At 42.3% G+C, this 20,804-nt stretch carries 15 protein-coding genes; 7 read left to right on the plus strand and 8 right to left on the minus strand.

Going from position 1 to position 20,804, the window contains the following annotated elements:
• Positions 1 to 19: 19 nt before the first annotated feature.
• The 3 genes from CAL7507_RS26250 to CAL7507_RS26260 all read right to left on the minus strand — a co-directional run bounded on the left by CAL7507_RS26250 (position 20) and on the right by CAL7507_RS26260 (position 3,883).
• Positions 20 to 2,098 carry a dynamin family protein gene (locus tag CAL7507_RS26250; protein ID WP_015131517.1) on the minus strand — a complete coding sequence of 693 codons (2,079 nt, stop codon included), beginning with the start codon at positions 2,096 to 2,098 and terminating at the stop codon, positions 20 to 22.
• A gap of 136 nt (positions 2,099 to 2,234) precedes the next feature.
• Positions 2,235 to 3,587 (minus strand): GTP-binding protein, encoded by a 1,353-nt coding sequence (locus tag CAL7507_RS26255; RefSeq protein ID WP_015131518.1) that lies wholly within the window; start codon positions 3,585 to 3,587, stop codon positions 2,235 to 2,237.
• 101 nt (positions 3,588 to 3,688) lie between these two features.
• Positions 3,689 to 3,883 carry a hypothetical protein gene (locus CAL7507_RS26260; RefSeq protein ID WP_015131519.1) on the minus strand — a complete coding sequence of 65 codons (195 nt, stop codon included), beginning with the start codon at positions 3,881 to 3,883 and terminating at the stop codon, positions 3,689 to 3,691.
• Between the two features lie 483 nt (positions 3,884 to 4,366).
• On the opposite strand from CAL7507_RS26260, the gene CAL7507_RS26265 reads away from it, so the two are divergent.
• On the plus strand, positions 4,367 to 5,296 hold the full coding sequence (locus CAL7507_RS26265; protein ID WP_015131522.1) for a hypothetical protein: 930 nt from the start codon (positions 4,367 to 4,369) through the stop codon (positions 5,294 to 5,296).
• A gap of 106 nt (positions 5,297 to 5,402) precedes the next feature.
• Here CAL7507_RS26265 and CAL7507_RS26270 read toward each other — a convergent pair whose 3' ends face one another.
• Positions 5,403 to 5,918 carry a DUF2085 domain-containing protein gene (locus CAL7507_RS26270; RefSeq protein WP_015131523.1) on the minus strand — a complete coding sequence of 172 codons (516 nt, stop codon included), beginning with the start codon at positions 5,916 to 5,918 and terminating at the stop codon, positions 5,403 to 5,405.
• A gap of 25 nt (positions 5,919 to 5,943) precedes the next feature.
• The gene (locus tag CAL7507_RS26275) at positions 5,944 to 8,055 is read right to left on the minus strand and encodes a TIGR00300 family protein (protein ID WP_015131524.1); all 2,112 of its coding nucleotides are present in this window, start codon (positions 8,053 to 8,055) and stop codon (positions 5,944 to 5,946) included.
• 225 nt (positions 8,056 to 8,280) lie between these two features.
• On the opposite strand from CAL7507_RS26275, the gene CAL7507_RS26280 reads away from it, so the two are divergent.
• On the plus strand, positions 8,281 to 8,706 hold the full coding sequence (locus CAL7507_RS26280; protein WP_042342529.1) for an N-acetyltransferase: 426 nt from the start codon (positions 8,281 to 8,283) through the stop codon (positions 8,704 to 8,706).
• Between the two features lie 142 nt (positions 8,707 to 8,848).
• Here the strand turns inward: CAL7507_RS26280 and CAL7507_RS26285 are convergent, their stop codons facing one another.
• Both CAL7507_RS26285 and CAL7507_RS26290 read right to left on the minus strand, forming a co-directional pair.
• Entirely contained in the window at positions 8,849 to 9,952 is a 1,104-nt protein-coding gene (locus CAL7507_RS26285; RefSeq protein ID WP_015131526.1) for a glycosyltransferase family 4 protein, read from the minus strand.
• A gap of 677 nt (positions 9,953 to 10,629) precedes the next feature.
• On the minus strand, positions 10,630 to 11,973 hold the full coding sequence (locus tag CAL7507_RS26290) for an oligosaccharide flippase family protein (protein ID WP_015131528.1): 1,344 nt from the start codon (positions 11,971 to 11,973) through the stop codon (positions 10,630 to 10,632).
• Between the two features lie 1,096 nt (positions 11,974 to 13,069).
• Here CAL7507_RS26290 and CAL7507_RS26295 point away from each other — a divergent pair.
• The 5 genes from CAL7507_RS26295 to CAL7507_RS26315 all read left to right on the plus strand — a co-directional run bounded on the left by CAL7507_RS26295 (position 13,070) and on the right by CAL7507_RS26315 (position 19,090).
• A complete protein-coding gene (locus CAL7507_RS26295; protein WP_015131529.1) occupies positions 13,070 to 14,191 on the plus strand; it encodes an acyltransferase in 1,122 nt (373 codons plus the stop codon).
• A complete protein-coding gene (locus CAL7507_RS26300; protein ID WP_015131530.1) occupies positions 14,188 to 15,228 on the plus strand; it encodes an NAD(P)-dependent oxidoreductase in 1,041 nt (346 codons plus the stop codon). Before CAL7507_RS26295 ends, CAL7507_RS26300 begins: the two co-directional genes overlap by 4 nt.
• Positions 15,229 to 15,249: 21 nt before the next feature.
• A complete protein-coding gene (locus CAL7507_RS26305) occupies positions 15,250 to 16,530 on the plus strand; it encodes a glycosyltransferase (RefSeq protein ID WP_015131531.1) in 1,281 nt (426 codons plus the stop codon).
• Between the two features lie 293 nt (positions 16,531 to 16,823).
• A complete protein-coding gene (locus tag CAL7507_RS26310) occupies positions 16,824 to 17,876 on the plus strand; it encodes a glycosyltransferase (protein WP_015131532.1) in 1,053 nt (350 codons plus the stop codon).
• 44 nt (positions 17,877 to 17,920) lie between these two features.
• Positions 17,921 to 19,090 carry a glycosyltransferase family 2 protein gene (locus CAL7507_RS26315; RefSeq protein WP_042342531.1) on the plus strand — a complete coding sequence of 390 codons (1,170 nt, stop codon included), beginning with the start codon at positions 17,921 to 17,923 and terminating at the stop codon, positions 19,088 to 19,090.
• Positions 19,091 to 19,325: 235 nt separating this feature from the next.
• On the opposite strand, the gene CAL7507_RS26320 is transcribed toward CAL7507_RS26315, so the two are convergent.
• Entirely contained in the window at positions 19,326 to 20,492 is a 1,167-nt protein-coding gene (locus tag CAL7507_RS26320) for a pyridoxal phosphate-dependent aminotransferase (RefSeq protein WP_015131534.1), read from the minus strand.
• Positions 20,493 to 20,804: the final 312 nt, after the last annotated feature.

The following is a 20,804-nucleotide window of genomic DNA, read 5'->3' on the forward strand; positions in this document are numbered from 1 at the left end:
GTTTACAAAAATTTATATTTTAAGATAACGGCGTGCCACATTTAATGCAAAATCTACAATTTAGTGCATTTCCATGACTACAATTTGAACAAATTTTTGTTCCTAAATCATTCTCTTGAGCTATTTGCATAGTTGCGTAAATCTGCTCAGTTACAACCCAAGCATGATGAAGGATATTTTGTGTCTCAGATTGCATTGCATTGAGTGTTTGCTGTTCAGTTTCTGCTAAGGCTTGTTGTTTTCCTTGCAATTTAGCGAGTGTATTTTGAGTTTCTTCAATCCAGGAGCTAATTTCTTGGTCTATTTTATTTTTGAGTTTTGCTACAGTTTTACAAGCAGCGTAAACATAGTCATTAACTATTTGATTTGGATTGTGCGACTGCAATTGCTTTTCAATCTCTACAAACACCTTAGATTTATAATTAGGTTTAAAATTTTTCATTTTTTGGGAATTACCAATCCCCACACCAACTGCTGCACCTATAGGTATTCCCCAAGGGCCAAATAAAGCACCAGCTACCCCACCAGCAATGGTGTATATTCCATTCGCTTCAATTTTTAATAGAAATGCTTCTAAATTGCTAGGAAATAAACCTGATAAATTACCAAGCTGTTCTTGATTAAACTCGTGCAAAGCTTGATTTAAAGAGTTATTTATTGTTCCTGAATTACCTATAACTACTACATTGCTGTCAAATTGATTTAAATGCATATCGACAGTCTGTATGATTTCTGATGTTATTTCTATTAAAGTACTTGCTTGCTGTGCTGCTGTTGATAATTCTTGATAAGTTACAGCCTGAATTTGTTGGGCAATATTTTGGCTAGCCTGTTGTAGAGCATTGTCTACTTGAGTAGCAAATTGCTTGAGCAGAGTGTTTATATCTTGAGAAGAATTTATATTTGTTGCTTCAATACTTTTTTCAGCCGCTTGTTTTAATTTATTTTCTAATTGATTGATTAGCAGGGATGCTTGGGATTTGATATTATTCTCAATTGTGTCAAAATGTGATTTTTTTTGAGATTTAACTTTTTGAAAGTTAGTAATTAAATTATGAATCTTATTATATTTATCTGTAAAATTTTCTTGTTGGAGTAAACTGTATTTTTGTTGATTGTTAATTGTGTTAATGACTTCTGTAGCGACGGCAATGACTTGATTTGCTGCTACTTGTAAAAAAATTCCTCCTCGCTCTTGGGCAACAATTTGCTGTAATGCAGATTCAAATTCTGGAAACTGACTCTGTTCAATAAGTGTCTTATTATTGTTGAGTTTGCCTGACAATGCTTGATAGGCAGAAACACCAAAAGCCTTAAAGTTTCCAATTTTTCTGAGATAGAATTTATATTCACTAGAATCTTCGGAAAATTGTTGTTTAGCCCAATCTTCAACAAAGTCTTTAATGCGCTTTTCAACTTTTTTTACTACCTTATCAGCATCTTGGGGTCGATGGAAATGATCGATACCATTTACGACAAAGATAATGCATCCAAGGCTATTTGCTAATAAATTTTGACAGATAAAGTTACCTTCAGATTCTGCAAAAGGTGCTAAAGCTGATGTAACCATAATCGCTACTTCCACCCTTTCAAGAACGGCGAGTGTCACGGCTGTCATGGTTTCATCATCGCTTAATCCAGGTGTATCGATAATTTCTACATGATCTCGGCAATATTTGACTGGATAATAAATCACTGCTTCCTTGACAGTTGCAGCTACAGCTTCGCATTCTGGCGTCAGTTTGGTGACAAAGCTGATTAATCTATTGATATCTATTTCGCGTTCTTCATCATCTTCAAAGATGATTTTAACAAAAGGTTCTGAGCCATAGGTGACTCGGTTAAGAGTAGCAGTTGTGGGTAAAACATCTGCTGGGAGAATTTCCTTACCTAGTAAAGCGTTGATGAATGTACTTTTGCCTCGTTTAAATTCTCCGACAACTGCAATGGCAAAAGAATCTGTTTCAATTCGGCTGATGACACGATCAATTAGTTGGATCTGTTTTTGCAGATGCAGTTTTTCTGAATAATTTCGTAACTGTTGTAAATTACCTACTAGTGTCAGCAAAACTTGCTTATAATCTGCGGCAACTTGCATATAGGTTTAACAGTGCTGTTATATACAAATAGTAACAGTCAAAATCCGCAGATTGTCACAAGGAATCCTATTTGATTTTTGAATACATATAGCGGTTCTCAGTCGGATGCAATACAAGGGCTGGGTTTCCCAGCCCCTACGAGTCGAAATTGACTCCTAATTCTTGGCGCAAACGATACACAATTGTGTTTGGTTCAACTTGGGAGAGAATTTCGTTGATGATGGTGTTAGCGCCAAATTGTCCCCAAGTACAGCCTTTTTCGAGATATACCTGTGCTGCTTTACCAACGGCGTAAGCACCATAACCAGCGATACCTGCTTGGGCGATCGCACTTCCGGCATAGGCGGTAATATTAGTAGGATTATCACCACTAGTTATAGCTGCAGTACTCTTACCTAAACCTAATAACAAACTACTACCTAATTCACTCAGTAATAAGCCACCAGAACTGAATAAGATTGTCTTCAAAATCTTAGTGGCTTCGTAGCTGGTGATGGGCAAACCATACAACCGTGCTAAAGTCCGAATTAAGGCTAAATCGGCGACAGTTCCCCCTAAAATATCTAAAAAGGCGATGGGATTTAGTCCGACGGCTAAAGCTTTGTACTTGGTAAATTGCCAAATAATTTCTTCAGCTTCTTGTTCACGTAAATCGAGAGTTTTTTGGGCGATCGCTGCTTCTGCATCCCGTGCTTGAACTAGTGCATTTAAAGCTAGCAGCGATCGCCCTTCACGATTGAGAATATTCAAAATCGTCTCTTTGAGCTCGTCTACTTCCGCTGGTGGTGTCTCCCATTCATAGCTGACACTACCATCTGGCCACTCTATCCGCACTTCCATTGGTGCTGGTTCGGCCGCCACCATGACAATTTCATCTGGTAATAGTGGCTTGGCTTGGATATGTCCTGCACCCAATTGTTGTAAATTTTTGTAAATAGCTGCTTTATCTGTATCTGGGTAGAGGTCGATTTTGTTGAATACTAAAATTAACGGTTTTTGTGACTGACGCAATTGCAGTAGCGCCTGATACTCTGTACGAGTAATATCACCAGACACGATAAACAAAATCAAATCAGCCTGTAGGACTACTTCCCGCGCCATCTCTGCCCGCGCTTCGCCCTCAATTTCATCTAATCCCGGCGTATCAATTAATTCTATCAGCACCTTATCCCCTGGCTGCCAGCGCACAGAGCGTGGCCATTGGGTGACACCATTTAAAGGGCCGGTTTGCAGAATTTTATCTCCCAGTAAGGCATTCAACACTGACGACTTACCGCGACTCACCAAGCCAAAAGCCGCAATTTTAATCACGTTAGAGTCTAGCTTGTTGAGTGCAGAATTTAAGGTTTCCAATTCGGGTTTCACCAAACCTGCCAATTCTGGGTTAGATGACATTTGGCCGGACTTGCGGAGATATCCATACCAAGACAACGCTTGTCGGAGACTAGCACGAGCGCTGTTTAAATGAGTTTCTTGCAAATTACGCACTGAGTTGGTTTGAGTCAAGGTGAGACGAAGAAGAGTTTACGTTTTTGTCATTGGTCATTTGTAAGGGTTTCAGGTATATTTATGCTTCTTAACATAGTTGGTTAAGTATCTGATTGCTCAAGCTTGTCTAGTCCATCCTGAATACATTGTCTGACAAATTCTGGGTAATTTTCTAGACTTTTCAGTTTGTCCATCATTGATTGAGGAAGCCTGACAGTTAACTTAGCAATTAACGGTTCCGGTCTGTTGGTAGTTAATGGCGTAAGGTTTTCTGGCTTCCCTTTAGGATTCGGCATTATTGAGAAATATAAATCAATCTTGAATGATATGTCGTCATATCATATATTTTCATTTAGTGGTTGTTTCACTCGGCAAAAGTAGGCAACCACTAAATATCCACAGTTAAAAATGGACACTACTATTCTATGTTCACGCGTTCCGAACTGGAAATTAAAACTGTCAACGAATTAGCTGACTTATGCCGACGATATGGTGTTAAATCAGTGAACAGTTATCAGTTATCAGTTATCAGGTGTATCGGCGTAGGTAAAGAAGCGCCACTAACGCCTACTTCCTTGTTTGTGGGGGATCTTTACCCAAACGATGAAACTGATAACTGTTAAAAAAAATATAAAAATTTACAATTTTCTTACAGATACCTGCCACTCTTTTGACTGTCACAGGGGATAATTCTGAACTAGGTAGTTGTGATATGCGAGTCGGAATTATCATTTCACGAATTGAATAGTTAATATAACGTCATTAAGAGAGGGACTACCATGCCAACCGATTATATTTTATTCGTTCATGGAGTTAAAACTCCTAGCCGAGAAGAGTTTCAGAAACTAGCTACTACTTTATTGAATCGTATTCAGGGTTCCATTAATGATAAGTCTAGGGTGGTGAAGCCAATTTACTCATTTTGGGGTGATCTGAATTTGGATGCCAAAGTGGAACTTAAAAAAGGATTTGAGGCTTCCCCCAAGTTTAAGGATTACTGGTTTAGAGACTTTAGGACAGGGCTGATTCTTGATTTTGTAGGGGATGCAGCCCTTTATCTGAGTCGGCATATCGGCACGCAGGTAGTACAACGGTTAAAGAATGATGCTGTTAATGTACTTAAAGGTAGTACTACAAGCGATCGCTTACATCTAATCACCCATAGTTGGGGTACTGTCATTTTATTTGATATTCTCTTTGCGCGTCGTTGGGAAGACCCAACCTTAGATCCTGATGTTCGGAAAATGGTTTCAGAGGTTCGTAGTGTTCTTTTTGGTTTAAATCCTAGTCCCACAAATGGGATTCCTCTTGCTAGCATCCACACTATGGGTTCACCACTCGCGCTTTTCAGCCTCCTCAATATCAGCGGTAATGTTAACGGAGTGAGTACCCATGACTTAACACCTCAATTAACCAGCCTCCTAGAAAATTTATATAACTTGAGGAAAAAGCCCATCCCTTGGCGTAACTTTGCTCATCCTGGTGATCCGATCGCCTATCCTTTGGAGGGTGTGCTACCAATGATCTTGGATGGTAGCCAGCGTTATGTGGAAACTCAAGATGTGATTACAGATCGTGGCAACATCTTTAATCTTCCTTTCAGCCAACAATTGATTCCTCTATTTTGGGGTGGTGACGCGCATGGTAGCTATTGGGATAATCAATTAGTTGCGAAGAATATTAGTGAAGTAATTCGCTCAACGATTTAGGAACCCTGGGCGGGGAAACCCCGCCCCTACTCCAAAAAATAAATTATCCCTATTTCTGGACTCAACACGACTGTTCCTGTCCCCTGCTTCAAAAGCGATGGGACATTTATTTAATTGCAAGTCCCTTATTCTGCCATCCATGCAATATGGGCATGGTAAATAATCCCCATGCCAAACCTGTAATTAAGCCAAAAGGCGTGACGAGATAATTATTAAAATCCCATAAACCAAAAATTTGTGCAGCCAATTCTAATGGATAAGCCATCATCAAAACGCTAGAGAGCGCTGCACCACTCCAGCCATACTGACTTAACCAGTAAAAACCTTTGCCACCAGTTGCACTATACAACAGGCGAGTCAACAACAAACCCGTGACAGTGCCGTAGCAGCGCATACACACTGCCATGATAAATGGGGATGCTAATTCTAACCCCATTTCCGGTTGCGGACAAACATGATTACCCATGAAATAAATAATGTCCGCAATCCCCGGCAACAAAAACACCCCAGATGCAGCCAAAAAAGGAGCGACTGGCGGGCCAAAAACCATACCCACCAGCATAAAATCAGCGATCGCACTGACCCAATTAATCTGCAACTCTCTACCGAAAGCTACTCTCATCACTCTCTTTTGCGTGATAACTTCCCTAACCTATCACCGCCCGATAGGGACTTGTCAACTTATCCAGTTGCTGAGTCAACAAACTGAGAAATAATCCCACATCTGTCACTACACCCACCGATTCGATGGAACCGCGATCGCTTAATTTAGTCACCACGGCTGGATTAATATCCACACATACCATTTTCACACCAGCGGGGGTCATATTCCCCACCCCAATTGAGTGCAGCATGGATGAGAGCATCAAAATCATTTCTGCACCTTCTAGGAGTTGAGCATATTCCTGCTGTGCCTTAATCAAATCCATTTGGGTATCGGGTAAAGGCCCATCATCCCGAATGGAACCAGCCAGCACAAAAGGCACTTGATTGTGGATACACTCATACATCACGCCGCTTTTAATGATCCCGGCTTCCACGGCTTTAGCAATGCTGCCATAACGGCGGATGATATTAATCACCTTCAAGTGATGACGGTGTCCACCACGGACGGCTACACCCCGCTTCATGTCTACACCGAGGGAAGTGCCCATCATATTTTGCTCGATGTCGTGGACAGCGATCGCATTGCCGCCTAATAGCGCTTGCACATATCCTTCTCGAATCAGGCGCGATAGATGTTCGCCACCGCCAGTGTGAATTACCACGGGTCCTGCTGTGACAGCTACTTTACCACCGGCATCCCGAATTTTACGTAATTCCCAAGCTACTTGCTCAACGACTAATTCCACACGGCGCTCGCTGGAAACCCCCGCTGACATAAAGCTGAATTCTTGGGAGTTGCGTTGTTCGCGGGATTCTGGTTTGCGGATGGTGCGGATACCTAGGACATCGACAATTACCTGTTCACCAACTTCTAGGTCACGTAATATTTTACACTTAGCTACAGAACCATCAGCAGTTTGAGTAATCGCGATCGCCCCATCCATCCTTTGATTTTGTACCTTCACCCACTGACCATTAATCCGGACTTCTGTGGGATAAATTGTACTGACGTAGAAATCATCAGGAGCCACACCATTTTGAATCACAGGCTCCAGTATGGCATCCCGTTCATCTTGGGGTAAGTTGACCGCACCCAAATCAATCAATTGAGATAAAATTTCTTCCATCACCTCGTGGGATGGCGCTGACACCTTCACCTCGGCGGCGGAGGTACTTTGTCGCTGTTCTCCCAAGTTGAAATTCAGGACTTGGAAACTGCCCCCAGTGTCTACAATTAAATCTAGGGCGCGGTTAATCAAGCCAGAATCAAGCAGGTGTCCTTCCAAGCGAATGATGCGACTTTCCACAGAGACATTAGCATGGACTTCGTCTCTAACTGGTTCCGTCACCCGTAAAGTCAGACATTTGGCTGCACCACCAGCCTTGAGAAATTCAGTCAGCGGTGTTTCAATAATTTGGAAACCTGCATCTGTGAGGCGAGATTTTAAAGCTTCACTCGCCTTGTTCATGATGACGATGCTTTCCACATTGACCGCATTACAGGCAAAGTTTACCGCATCGGCTTCAGCGATCGCAATCCGTTTTTCTGGTGCGACGCGCATCTCAATTATGCGGTTAGAATAAGCATCAAAAGCGCCTGGATAATACAGCAAATAGCCGTTTGCTAAAGGGCAAAAGCAAGTATCCAAGTGATAGAAGCGCTCATCAGTCAGTCGCAGGGATATGACTTCAATATCTAGCCATTTTGCCAGGTAAGGATGGGAATCTAATTCCGAACGGAAGCCGTATCCTGTCCATAGCCAGCGTCCTTCCCGATCTAGCAGTGCGTCCCCTGCTCCCTCAAAAGGTAAGTCTTTTGGCAATACATGGACAGTGTAACCATTTTGCTCAAACCATTGTTGGAAGTGTGGCTCTTCTCCCTGGCGTTCTTTGTGCAAAAAGCGACTGAGTACAACATTATCCCCCAGTACCAAGCCAGCGTTGGCGGTAAACACCATATCAGGCCAACCTTTCTGGGGTGGTACTAAATCTACAATCGCGTGTTCTTTGAGGACATGGTGTAGCTTTTGCCACTGTTCGACCGCGCGATCGCGTGATGACTTGTGAATGTTCCCTTCCATCCAGGGATTGATCACATAGTCCACATCATAATGGTCTGGAGCACACATCAAAAAGCGAATCCGGGAAGCCATAAAAATTATATGCTACAAGCCTAGTTAAGTACAGCGTTTTTACTGTATCAGTATGTCAAATTCGTTACAAAACGTCTGCATTCTGGTAGTTAAAAGCGGTACGAAAGTTTCCCTCTCATTCTATTACCTGTCAGAATAGTAAAATTCAGGAGGCTCGAAGTTAAGAGTTAATTGTTCACGTGCAAGTTCATGTTATCCTATCACCCTCTGGTTGCGAAAATTCAGATGGAGAATCTAACAATATCAGTTGAGGATAATCCTGATCCAAAAGAGATTCGTGCTGTTATTAGCCAGATCCTCGAATACAACAATAATCATCAAAAACAAGAGGATGTCGCCTATCCTTTAGTGATTTTAATTAGAAACACTAAGGGCGAAATTTTTGGGGGTCTAGTTGGTGAAACACATTGGGGATGGTTGTTCGTCTCCCATCTTTGGGTTGCAGAAGCGTTGCGAGGTCAGAGGTATGGAACACAACTCATGCTGAAAGCCGAACATGAAGCCAAACAACGCGGCTGTAGTCATGTCTATCTAGATACGTTTAGCTTTCAAGCTTTGGGTTTCTACGAAAGTCTTGGCTACCAAAAATTTGGCATCCTGAAAGACTACCCGCCAGGACATCAACGATACTTTTTACAGAAAGAAATTTAATATTTGTAACAGCTAGTTTGTAGATAATATAGATAATTTAGGAGTCGGTCAAAGAATGGTGCGTGACGCTATAAGTCCTGAGTTTACGTGCATAATTTTGTCCTAGCGTCACACACGCTACAAATAATCATGTGCCAGTTGCTTAAGTCCTGGAACTGTTAACAAGGTCTGCAGTCTTTGATGGACTTCCATATCTAGAAGTCAGCTTGGCAGTAAAACTTTCAATATAGTTTTTGTGATTGTATTGCTTCTGCACTAATTCATAGCCTCTTTGGGCTATAGCCTCAGCCTTTTCAGGATCATTCAAGAGGCTGATAATTGCTTGCTTCATCCCCACAGCGTCACCAAAATCTACGCCAATAGCACAGCCTGCGTTCACGAGATCCTGGATAATTCCTGGCGATTGAGTCACAACCACAGGACGCCGACACGCCATAGCTTCAAACAAAGTGGATTGACCAGCTTGGTAATTATTCGGAAATAAGCTGACGGCGACTACATCAGAATCTCGATAAAGTTGCTTTAAATCACTCCAGTCATAATATCGATGCGACATATTACTGGGAATAACTTTGGGGAACGATTTTGATAAAGCCTTGATGTCAGGGGAGAAAGCACAAATATTCACATCCACATCTAGGTCTTTTGTGGCTGCTGCAAGGGTTACATAGTCTCGTTTTTCTAAGCCTCCACTACCAATAATTGGCCGCCGTTTGTGGGGAGAAGCCGACCCTGGTGTGAAGAAAGATATATCTGTCGGTTGTTCAGTGAATAGACAAATACGGTCTTCTGGTAAGGAAAAATAGCGGCGGAGAAAATCAGCTTGAGACGGACTCGCGGTCATAAAGAAGTCAATTTTGTCTCTTAAGCGAAATAACTTCAATGCTAGATAAACTCTTAGTCGCTCGATATTCTGGTTGAAGATCACAATTTTTGGTCGCTTGGCCAATTTACTACAAATTTTAGCGATCGCTATCCCAATATCTTCCCCAGCACAAAATACCACATCGTCCTCTCCTAGTTGAGTAGACAATTTACGTGCTAAAGCCCATTGTTCCGGATTACCCATAATCCGCGCATTCATTTTATCTGAAGGCAATATAGATTCACCTCCAGGTACATAAATTTTCGCCCCTAAAAGCTGACCAATATTCCACATGACATGGCCAGGGCGTTTACCTGCTTGTGCCTCTTGATCGATATCTTCTAGGTTAAACTTGCGGCTGAGGGCTATGTGGTATTGCATAGTTATTATGTGTTTTTTATTTGGTGTTCACTAACAAGATTTATGTCTCTAGTATCTTAAATTTTCTTTGTCTAAAATAATACTTTTATAGTTTGAACTTTTGATAAAGCTAATATAAAGTTCCTTGGAAACAAGGATTATAGATTTTTTAGTGGTCATAAAAAATATGATGCTGAGTAAGAAATTATATTTAAATTGTTGACAAAAAATACGTATTTCTGAATTATGACCTGATAAATTATTTGTCTTATGAGTATTATTGAGTACAGTTAAATTTTTAAAGTTAATTATAGTGGTAGAGAAAAAGAAATAAAACATCGTAAGGGCATAACATTGTTATGCCCTTAACTGTGTAATCTATTTATTGGAAAAACGCTGTATAGCCGTTCCCATTCAGATGCGGTACAACATTATATCGCAAGCTGTAGGGCCACGGCACTGCCCATATGTGTCGGCTTAAGCTCAAACGTTTACCCGACATACGTTTTACCCCACCCCCAACCCCTCCCCTTGGCAAGGGGAGGGGAGGTTTTGCGTCAGCAAAGCCGGGGTGGGGTAACGCGGATCGTGATGGTAAATGAGCGATCTCATCTGGGCAAAGGTTTCACGTTAAGTTGACACTAATGGGCACTGCCGTGCCCTTACGGGTGTATCTCACGTAACCGAGAATTGCTGTATTAAAAAGTAAGATTTACAGGTAGTCCAAAACCCAAGAAGTTGCGTATTACGAGCAGGACAGTTAATACTCCCAAAAAAAAGATAGTTGCTTGAATGTCTTGAACTATAAACAAAACCTTTTCACGCCAAAGTCCATAAAGATTTACTAAGTATAGAGGTAAGTCACTGAAGCCAATTACAATAATTGCTCCCAAAGTGCCGTGAAAATAAAATGCCAGATTTATTCCCACAGCAACCATGATAAATTGAGCGAAATTACTCTGAGCTGAGTATAAAGGTTTGCCAATCGCTAGCAAGACAGGACTACTAGTATGGAATAGAACTGAAAACCAAACGCCGCAACACAGAATTGGCATCATCCAGGTTGCTTCCCGATATCTATTGTCATACAGTATGCCGATGACTAGATCGCCAACACTCGTAAGCATGGCTAAACCCAAAGCAAAACCAATTAGTATCAGGCGACGTTGGGGAATAATCTTCGCTCTGAGATTTTCCCGCGAAAGGTCAACCCGATTAGCGATTGTGGGAAAAATGACTTTTGTGCTTAGGCTTTTAATAACTTCTCGGGGTATACCAGCTAAGGTATAGGCGACTGTATAGACTCCTAACATCTGAAAGGATAGTAACTTAGCTAGAATCAGGCGGTCAGCTTGTTCAGCAATAAACATCACTGCTGACGCTACAAACATCCATTTGCCAAATGACACGATTTGTGTAACAGCGTCCTTGTCCCAAGCGAAGTGATTTTTCTTATATCCTGGTATCAGCCAATAGCTAGCGATCATTTTTACTACTGATGCTATGAGTCCTGAGATAGCTAGGGTAAAGACACTAGGATAAATCCAAGATAAGCAAATTAATGTAGATAGACTAAATGCTTGCAATATTAACTCAAATACTGTGTACCTACCCATCTCTAGATTACGGTGTACAGTATAGAGCGTCGTGGAGTTGAATCCATCGATCACTGAATTCATGCCAACAATGGGAATTAACCACAGAAGCCGTGTATCTCCGTAGAAGTTGGCAACGGGTACAGTCACCACCAGACAAAAAAACCAGATGATAAACCCACGAATTATTTGGAGCGTCCAAGCTGTATTGAGAAAGTCTGTGTCATCGCCGCGTTTATTACTGACCACACTTTGGCCGATACCTAAGTCTGAGAATAACTCAAGACCTACTCTGAGGGTAGTTACCAAAGCCATAAGTCCAAAAAACTCTGGTACAAGCAGACGAGTCAAAATTAGATTGCTAGCAAATCGTAGTATTTGACTAGTTCCGTATCCAAAGATTGTCCAGATTGCACTACGAACGGCAAGCTTTTTTAAAGGTGTCATGCTTACTTAAATAGAGGATGAGTGAAACCTGTTAGGTGTTCAACTGAATTTTGTGACCACAGTGGATGTACTTAAATAAGAATGCGTATTTCTTGAAACTATAATGTGTTATGTTTTACGCAAAGAATAGCCGAAACCCTGATTTTTAGGTAGGGGAAATTCATGAATTGCCCCTGCAGTGTGTACTTTGGCGTAAGTCTTATGTGTTTTTTGCTTTCAGCTAAAATTTAGATTTGGGTCTTGATTATACTTAATTCTTAGTGTCAGCTTGTCCGTGTAAGTGCGTTAACCAAAAATACATTGTACGGGCACGGCACTAGTAAGATTATCGGCTTGCCGAAAAGATTTAGGATGTTCCCTACAAGAGCAACTGAACGAGATTGTCTTTTATGGGTGCTTCATTTGATTGCATTAATGCATCATTTTAGCCTAGACACACCAGTAGGGTGCGTTAGGACGGAGTCCGTAACGTACCAAAATCTTAGGACGGTGCTGTACTCACCGTGCTAACACAACGCCAGTTGCTACAACTTTGGAAACCAAAGCAACGCACTGGCTCCCCTACGTATATTTCAAAAATCAAATACTAGTCCTATAAAACACAAACACTTAAATAAGATATTACAAGATGAGTATCAAATAAAAAAGCAACATCTGTAATCTTAAGGTAAGGATTTGCCGATTTTTTAAATTTAGTGTAAAGATTTAGTCTCTGGTATTAATGAAATAACAAAGCTGCAAATTTAAACTACTAGGGAAGTAAGTCTGCTAGGTAGAATGAGACATGAATTTTGTCGTCTAGACCGGCTTCTAGTAGAAATGCTGAAATCAGAATAGAATGTGTTAAAAATACACATGGTAATATTTTTGATAGATTCGGATCTAGATGTAGTTAAACATTTAGTGTCATAGTCTCAAAAATCATGAGTGACCTGCCTGTTGAGTACAGGCATAAACAAGGTCGGAATACTTATATTCGCTGATTGAATTCATCAAGGGTGCAAATACTTGTGGTCATGGTTACGGAGCTTTCAGGGCGATCGCTCTGAAATTAGCTCTGTCTAGGCATCAAGGATATTGCTAGAGAAAATTACTGATGAACTCGACAAAATTAATACCAACTTCTGTTGCCAAGTCTAAAGTCCATTTCCAATTTATCGACGCACTACGAGGCATCGCTTGCCTTTGGGTAGTGTTTTTTCATGCCAATTCCGATGGGCGTCTGACTCAATTAACCAGCAGCCTACCTGCGTGGGTTGTAACTATAGTGTTCAATTGGGGTGGGCTGGGAGTCAGCATTTTCTTTGTACTCAGTGGCTTTGTGATTGCTTACTCCCTACGTGAAGCAAAGATTGATTTAGCTTATTGGAGAAGTTTCAATCTGCGCCGTTTTACTCGGCTCAGTCCGCCCTATTACGCATCAATTTTAGTAGTTCTAGCTTTTGGATTTCTGGCATCCTATGCCAAGGGTGAGGCGTTCGCACCTATGCATCAACCTTTATCGTTCGAGCGATTGTTAGCACATTTATTCTATTTACAAGACATTTTGAGACTCACGCATATTAACGACGTTTACTGGACTTTATGTCTAGAAATACAGTTCTATGTAGTTTTTTGCACATTGTTAGCATTAGCACAGTGGCTAGATTCAAAGTGGAATTTGCGCTTTAGTCGAGCAATTGTGTTTGTCCCTGCGGCTTTATTGGCGGCGCTGTTTCCTCTCGGTGTATTTGCTGACAATGGCAGACCATTTATATTTTTGCCTTTGTGGTATGGCTTTTTACTGGGAGTATTTGCTTATTGGTCATGGCGTAAGGATTTGCAGCCTAAATTCTTTTACCTTTATTCAGCAGTATTGCTGACTGGTGGGGTAATTCAATCATCGAAATTTTTGATCGCCTGTGTGATTTGTGCGATCGCTATCCTAGAAGTTGCACGAGCTAATCGGATGATGTGGCTAAGTTGGTCGTGGCTGCAATTTCTCGGTAAAATTTCCTACAGTCTGTATTTAATCCACGTTCCCATCATGGGGGCGGTATTTTTCCTGGTGTCTAAGCGGTTTCCCGGTAAGATTGAAGGCGAAATCTTCTACTTGCTGCTGGGAACTCTGATCTGTATTGCCTCTTCTGCCATTATGTGGCAATTAGTCGAAAAACCATCCATCAAGTTGAGCCAAAAGGTCAAGCTTGTCAAGAATAAAGAGGCGATTTCTGTATGAAGTTATTAGTGACAGGGGCATCTGGCTTCTTAGGGCAATATGTCGTAGCTGAAGCACTGCGGCGTGGACATCAGGTAAGAGCAGTGGTGAGAAAGCAAACACAACTACCTTGGCTGAGTCATCCCAGTGTGGAATTAATCCGCTGGGATTTGCAACAACACCCTACTCCAGTGGATGCTTTACACGGTGTGGATGCAGTGATTCACTTAGCAGCAGCAAAACAGGGTGACTTTGATACACAATATGGCAGTACTGTTGTCGCTACAGAGAAGTTAATTGGGGCAATGGTGGCAGCTAAGGTTCTACGGTTAGTAGCAATTAGTAGCTTTTCCGTGTTTGATTACCTGAGCGTTCCTGTGGGAGAAACGATCAATGAAGATTCACCCTTAGAGCGCGAACCCAAGCAGAGGGATGTTTACGCTCAAACAAAGTTGCTGCAAGAAAATATCATCCGTGATTTTCAACAGAAATCTGGCGGACAGGTGACAATTCTGCGTCCAGGAATGGTGTATGGACGGGATTATCTGTGGAATGCATGTTTGGGTGTCAAAGTCAGCGATCGCCTCTGGATTCGCATTGGTGGTCAAGCTCAAATGCCCTTGACTTATGTAGAAAACTGTGCAGATGCCATTGTCGCCGCAGCGGAAAGCCCAGCGGCTATTGGGCAAACACTGAATATTGTTGATGATGATTTGCCTACCCAGAATGTGTATGCTGACAAACTAAAAAATTTGCTTTCCCCATCGCCCTACACAATTCCCATCAGTTGGATGGTGTCAAATCTAGTGGCTCAGACATTCTGGTTGGGCAATAAGTTACTGTTGGCAGGTAAAATTAAGCTACCCGGTATTCTTGTCCCAGCCAGATTACACGCTCGCTTCAAACCCCTAAGCTATAGCAATATTCGCGCCCAGCAGGTGCTAACCTGGCAGCCAAAATATAGCCTTGATGCTGCTTTAGCTCGTAGTTGTAGCGATCAAGAATTGTTAAATGTGCCACCTCAGACCAGCCAAACATCATCTATATCCTCTCAATAAGTACTATTAAGACTAAAGTTTATGCGTATAGCCTATTTAACTGGGGAATACCCGAGGGCGACAGATACTTTTATCCAACGGGAAGTAGCTACCCTACGTGAACATGGTGTGGAAGTACACACATTTTCCGTGCGGCGGACAGGGACGGAACACATAGTAGGGCCAGAACAACAGCAGGAACGCGATCGCACTTTTTATCTTCTCCCGCCAAATCCCATTAATTTATTATTGGCGCATCTAGGGCTGTTGTTGAGTTCCCCCGGCAGATATTTGCAAGCAATCAAGCTAGCATGGTCAACTAGACAACCAGGGTTAAAAGGTGGAATTTATCAATTATTCTACTTTTTGGAAGCAGGCATCCTCGCCGGGCAAATTCGACAAAGACAGATTTCACACCTCCACAACCACTTTCCCGACTCTAGCGGTAGTGTGGCCATGCTGGCTGCTGAATTAGGCGGCTTTACTTTTAGCTTTACGATGCATGGCCCTTACATATTTTTTGAGCCGTATCGTTGGCGTCTGGACGAAAAAATCAAGCGCGCATTATTTGTCGCTTGCATCAGCTACTATTGCCGTAGTCAAGGCATGGTCTTTGCCCCAACAGACAAGTGGAATCGGATGCACGTGATCCATTGTGGGATCGACCCAGCTTTATTTGCACCTGTTGACCATCAAGAGTCTGGTAAACGGTTGCTGTTTGTGGGACGACTTGCAGCCGCCAAAGGATTACCCATCCTTTTAGAAAGCTTAGTGAGTTTAAAGCGATCGCATCCAGAAATTTTGCTAACAGTTGTCGGTGACGGACCTGATCGTGTGGAGTTAGAACAAACAACTGCCAAGTTGGGATTGAGTGCAAATGTCAATTTCGTAGGCTATAAGTCCCAAGCGGAAGTCAGGAGATATCTTGAGCAAACTGATGTATTTGTTATGTCCAGCTTTGCCGAAGGAATACCAGTAGTCTTAATGGAAGCGATGGCTGCAGGCTTGCCTGTAGCTGCCACACAGATTGCAGGCATTAGTGAGCTAGTAGAAAATAGTGTCAACGGCTACCTCGTCCCCCCAGGCGATGCAGTTACCCTCGCTAACCGCGTAGCTCAATTATTGGCAGATCATCAATTGCGGAATAAATTTGGTAAAGCAGGTAGAGCCAAGGTGGAGCAAGACTTTAATATTTATCAGGAAGTAGCATGGCTGCATCAAGTAATGAGTGCAGCACTGCAAAGCAAGGTTGAATCTATTCGTCCTGATTTGCAACAACCAACAGTGACAACCAAACAAAAAACAGCAACAACTCATTTCTGATATAGGACTCCTATTTGATTTCTGAAATATACGTAGGGGCAGCCCTGCGTTGGGCGGGTTTCCCGACTTGAGGCGACTGGCGTCAAGTGGCGTTGAGCAATGCCCACCAAAACCCGGATCTGGTGGGCATTGCCCACCCTACAGATACTTATTACCTATTGCCTATTGCCTATTGCCTGATCCCAACGACAATTATTGACGCCGAGTTACTTACCTTAATTGCGGTTTTGCACTTCTAAATTCTGTATTCTTCTGCAAATTCTCTAAAATCTTAACTAGAATTGATTAAAAAAATGGAAAAATTGCTTGCTCCTTTGCCATTTCCTGTCACCTTCTTTTGTCATGATCCAAAGCGTTGGCCGGAGTTATTCTCAGGTAATGAAGAAATAATTCCCGATCCAGATACTATTCACAGACGAATTACTCATAATGAAGACTGCTGGATTATCCTGACCTACCTGCAATTAAAACAACGAGGTCTGAATGTACATTTATCTGATCGCTTTATACCTCAGACAATTTGTGTTGCAAGTACTTTAGATTTTGGCGCTCGATATAAAACTTTCTCTTCATTTATTGTCGGTTGTCGTGGTGATGGATTTAAGCCTGCTTTGTCTGACTTCACTATTGTGCAAAATAAAGCGCAGATTGAGTCAGAAACTGAAGTGTTGATACCTCTGTGGCCTCAACCTGGCCTCATCCCCCGCTCTCCCAAGCGAGGTAATGACATCAAAAACGTTGTATTTAAGGGATGGGGAAACAACTTATATGAGTCATTCCGTTCTCCCGAGTTCTGTCAAGCACTAGAGGAAATTGGTGTACAACTTGTAGTTAGTAGTCCACTAACAAACGAAACCGTCGAGTGGCACGATTATAGTGACGCTGATTTAGTTTTAGCAGTGCGTGACCTGACTGAACAGGATGCGCTCGTCAAACCAGCCAGTAAACTGATCAATGCTTGGTTAGCAGGTGTACCCGCATTACTTGGTCCTGAACCTGCATTTCGTGATCTGCGGCGATCGCCACTAGACTATATTGAAGTGAAAACACCAGAAGAAGTGCTAGATGCGATTCGTCGGCTTCAGCAAGATCCTCATCTCTATCAACAGATGGTTGAGAACGGACTAAAACGCGCTGAAGAATTTACCATAGACTGTATTGCACAACAATGGCGAGATGTTTTAGCTGGACCTGTAGCACAGAGATATACTCGTTGGCGTCAGCGGACATCAATAAGTCGGATAGGAGAGTTTGCACTCAGATTATTCCAGCAGAAAATAGCTATTAGTAAAGCTGACTATCATCGTCACCACGGATATCGTATTATCTCAGGCAAAGTGACATAAGTGGCGACTTAAATCTCAGACGAATTATGAAACTCAGTTTATGTATGATTGTAAAAAATGAAGCAGCAACGTTGCCTAAGTGCCTAAATAGCGTCAAAAATTTCGTAGATGAAATGATAGTGTTAGATACAGGTTCGAGCGATCGCACTCCAGAAATCGCTACAGCCTACGGTGCAACAGTACATCACTTTCAATGGTGTAATGACTTTAGTGCTGCCCGTAATGCAGCGCTCAAACATGTCACAGGGGACTGGATTTTGGTATTGGATGCTGATGAGACGCTGACACCAGAGATTGTGCCACAGATTCACTCCACAATCGAAAGCGAAGAATATCTGCTAATCAATCTAGTCCGCCATGAAGTGGGTGCAGAACAATCTCCTTATTCTCTGGTTTCTCGACTATTTCGCAATCATCCAGATATTCACTTTTCCCGTCCTTACCATGCTTTAGTCGATGACAGCGTCTCGGAAATTTTAACAACAGAATCCCATTGGCAGATAGGTTATTTACAAGGGGTAGCTATTCTGCATAAGGGGTATCAAAAAGCAGCGATCGCCCAAGGTAATAAGTATGCCAAAGCACGAGCAGCAATGGAACAATTTCTGGCTACTCATCCTGATGACCCTTATGTTTGCAGCAAATTAGGGGCATTATATGTGGAAACTGGCAAGATTGACCAAGGTCTGGAGTTGCTGACAAGAGGAGTCGCAGCTGGTACAGAAAATTACGAGATTTTGTATGAACTCTATTACCATTTAGGCATTGCTCATAGTCGGTTACAAAATTCTCTACAAGCTATTTCCCACTATCAAGCGGCAATCAAGTTGCCCATTTATCCTATTCTGAAGTTGGGGGCATATAACAATTTAGGCAACTTATTCAAAGCCGCTGGAGATTTGCAAGGTGCAAAAATCGCTTACGAAACAACTTTGAAAATTGACCCCAATTTTGCTACTGGACATTATAACCTGGGGATGATACGCAAAGCTTTGGGTTTATTCACGGATGCGATCGCCTCTTATCAAAAAGCCATCAAGTTAAAACCCAACTATGCAGACGCTTATCAAAATTTGGGGGTAGTGCAGCTCAAAGTTGGGAATGTCCAAGCTAGTGTTATCGCTTTCAAAAATGCGATCGCCCTTCATGCAGAAAATAACCCCGAAGAAGCACAGCGACTACGCCAGGGGTTGCGAGAGATGGGGTTGATTTAGGAACAGTTATCAGTTATCAGTTATCAGTTATCAGTTATCAAATTTACTCAGGAATTACGCAACTGGCACATGAAATTCACTTGGCTTAAGAGGGGACACCTCGACTACGCTCAGTGCAGACGCTCGTGCCTCGCTAACACTGCGCTATCGCTGGGGACGGAAAAATCAAATGAAACAACATGACACTCACGTAAGTCCTATAACTGTTTACTGATAACTGTTTACTGATAACTGACTAAAGACGCGATCGCACAAACTTATCCAATCGCTCAATTCCCTTTTCAATTGTTGCCAAATCGGTGGCGTAGGAAAGGCGGATATTGTCATCAGCACCAAAGGCGATTCCGGGAATGACAGCGACTTGATGTTTTTCTAACAAAGCGTCACAAAATTCTAGGGATTTCAGTCCGGTTTTGCTGATGTCAGGGAACAGATAAAAAGCACCATCAGGTTTAACAGTACTCAATCCGGGGATGGCGTTAAGTCCGTCTAGCATTACCTGTCGCCGTTTAGCAAAAGCTTGGCGCATTTCTTCGACGCAGTCTTGAGAACTTTGTAGCGCGGCGATCGCACCATATTGGGCAAAGGTACAAACGTTAGATGTACTATGCCCTTGGATGGTACTTGCGGCTTTAATAATTTCTACTGGCCCCGCTAAATAACCCAATCGCCACCCTGTCATCGAGTAAGCTTTAGCAAACCCGTTACTAATCAAGGTGCGATTAAAAATTTCCTTCCCCAGGGAACCAATGCTGACATGTTTTGCACCGTCATAGAGAATCTTTTCGTAAATCTCATCAGAGACAACTAAGATGTCTGCATCAACAACTACCTCCGCCAGGGCTTTAATTTCCTCTGGCGTGTACACCATCCCAGTGGGATTTGATGGAGAATTGAGGATAAATAGCTTTGTTTTCGGCGTAATCGCTTTACGCAATTGTTCAGGAGTAATTTTATAACCAGTTGCGGCATCAGTGCGAACAATCACTGACACCCCACCAACCAGAGTTACCATTTCGGGATAACTCAGCCAATAAGGGGACGGGATGATTACCTCATCACCTGGATCAATCAGGGCGACTATCAAGTTATATAGAGAATGCTTACCACCATTGGTAACAATGACATTCTCAGACTGATAATCTAGACCATTATCGGTTTTCAGCTTGTGGGCGATCGCTTCCCTTAACTTTGGTTCTCCTGCGGCTGCACCATATTTGGTTTTGCCTTCATCCAAAGCTTTTACTGCTGCTGCTTTGATATGCGCTGGAGTGTCAAAATCCGGTTCTCCAGCGCTAAAACTACATACATCTATACCCTCTGCCTTCATAGCCTTAGCTTTAGCTGCGATCGCTAAGGTTAAAGAAGGCGTTACTTGACTCACTCTTGCTGCCAGCTTCATGCTTACTTTCTTTGGCAAATCTCTAACCTATTATAAGAATATCCCAGAATCCCCATCGAAATTTGCCTTTTCCGAATTCCTTCGTTAAGTAGCCATCATCAACTGCGTACACCAGACGCATGAAAGAGAAACAACCTCTTGCATAAATGCTTAAATTGTCATGTTTCGCTCCGCTCAACATCTGGTGAGATTCTTCTCTCTACTGCGTTCCGTTCAGAATGACATTCCTGATTTTTTGACTTTTGCAAGAGGTCTAATAAGGCAAAAGTAAAAAGAAATAATACTTATACTGCAAGCTTTTGCTTGGTTTAT

It is taken from the genome of Calothrix sp. PCC 7507, from assembly GCF_000316575.1.
Taxonomy (GTDB): Bacteria; Cyanobacteriota; Cyanobacteriia; order Cyanobacteriales; family Nostocaceae; genus Fortiea.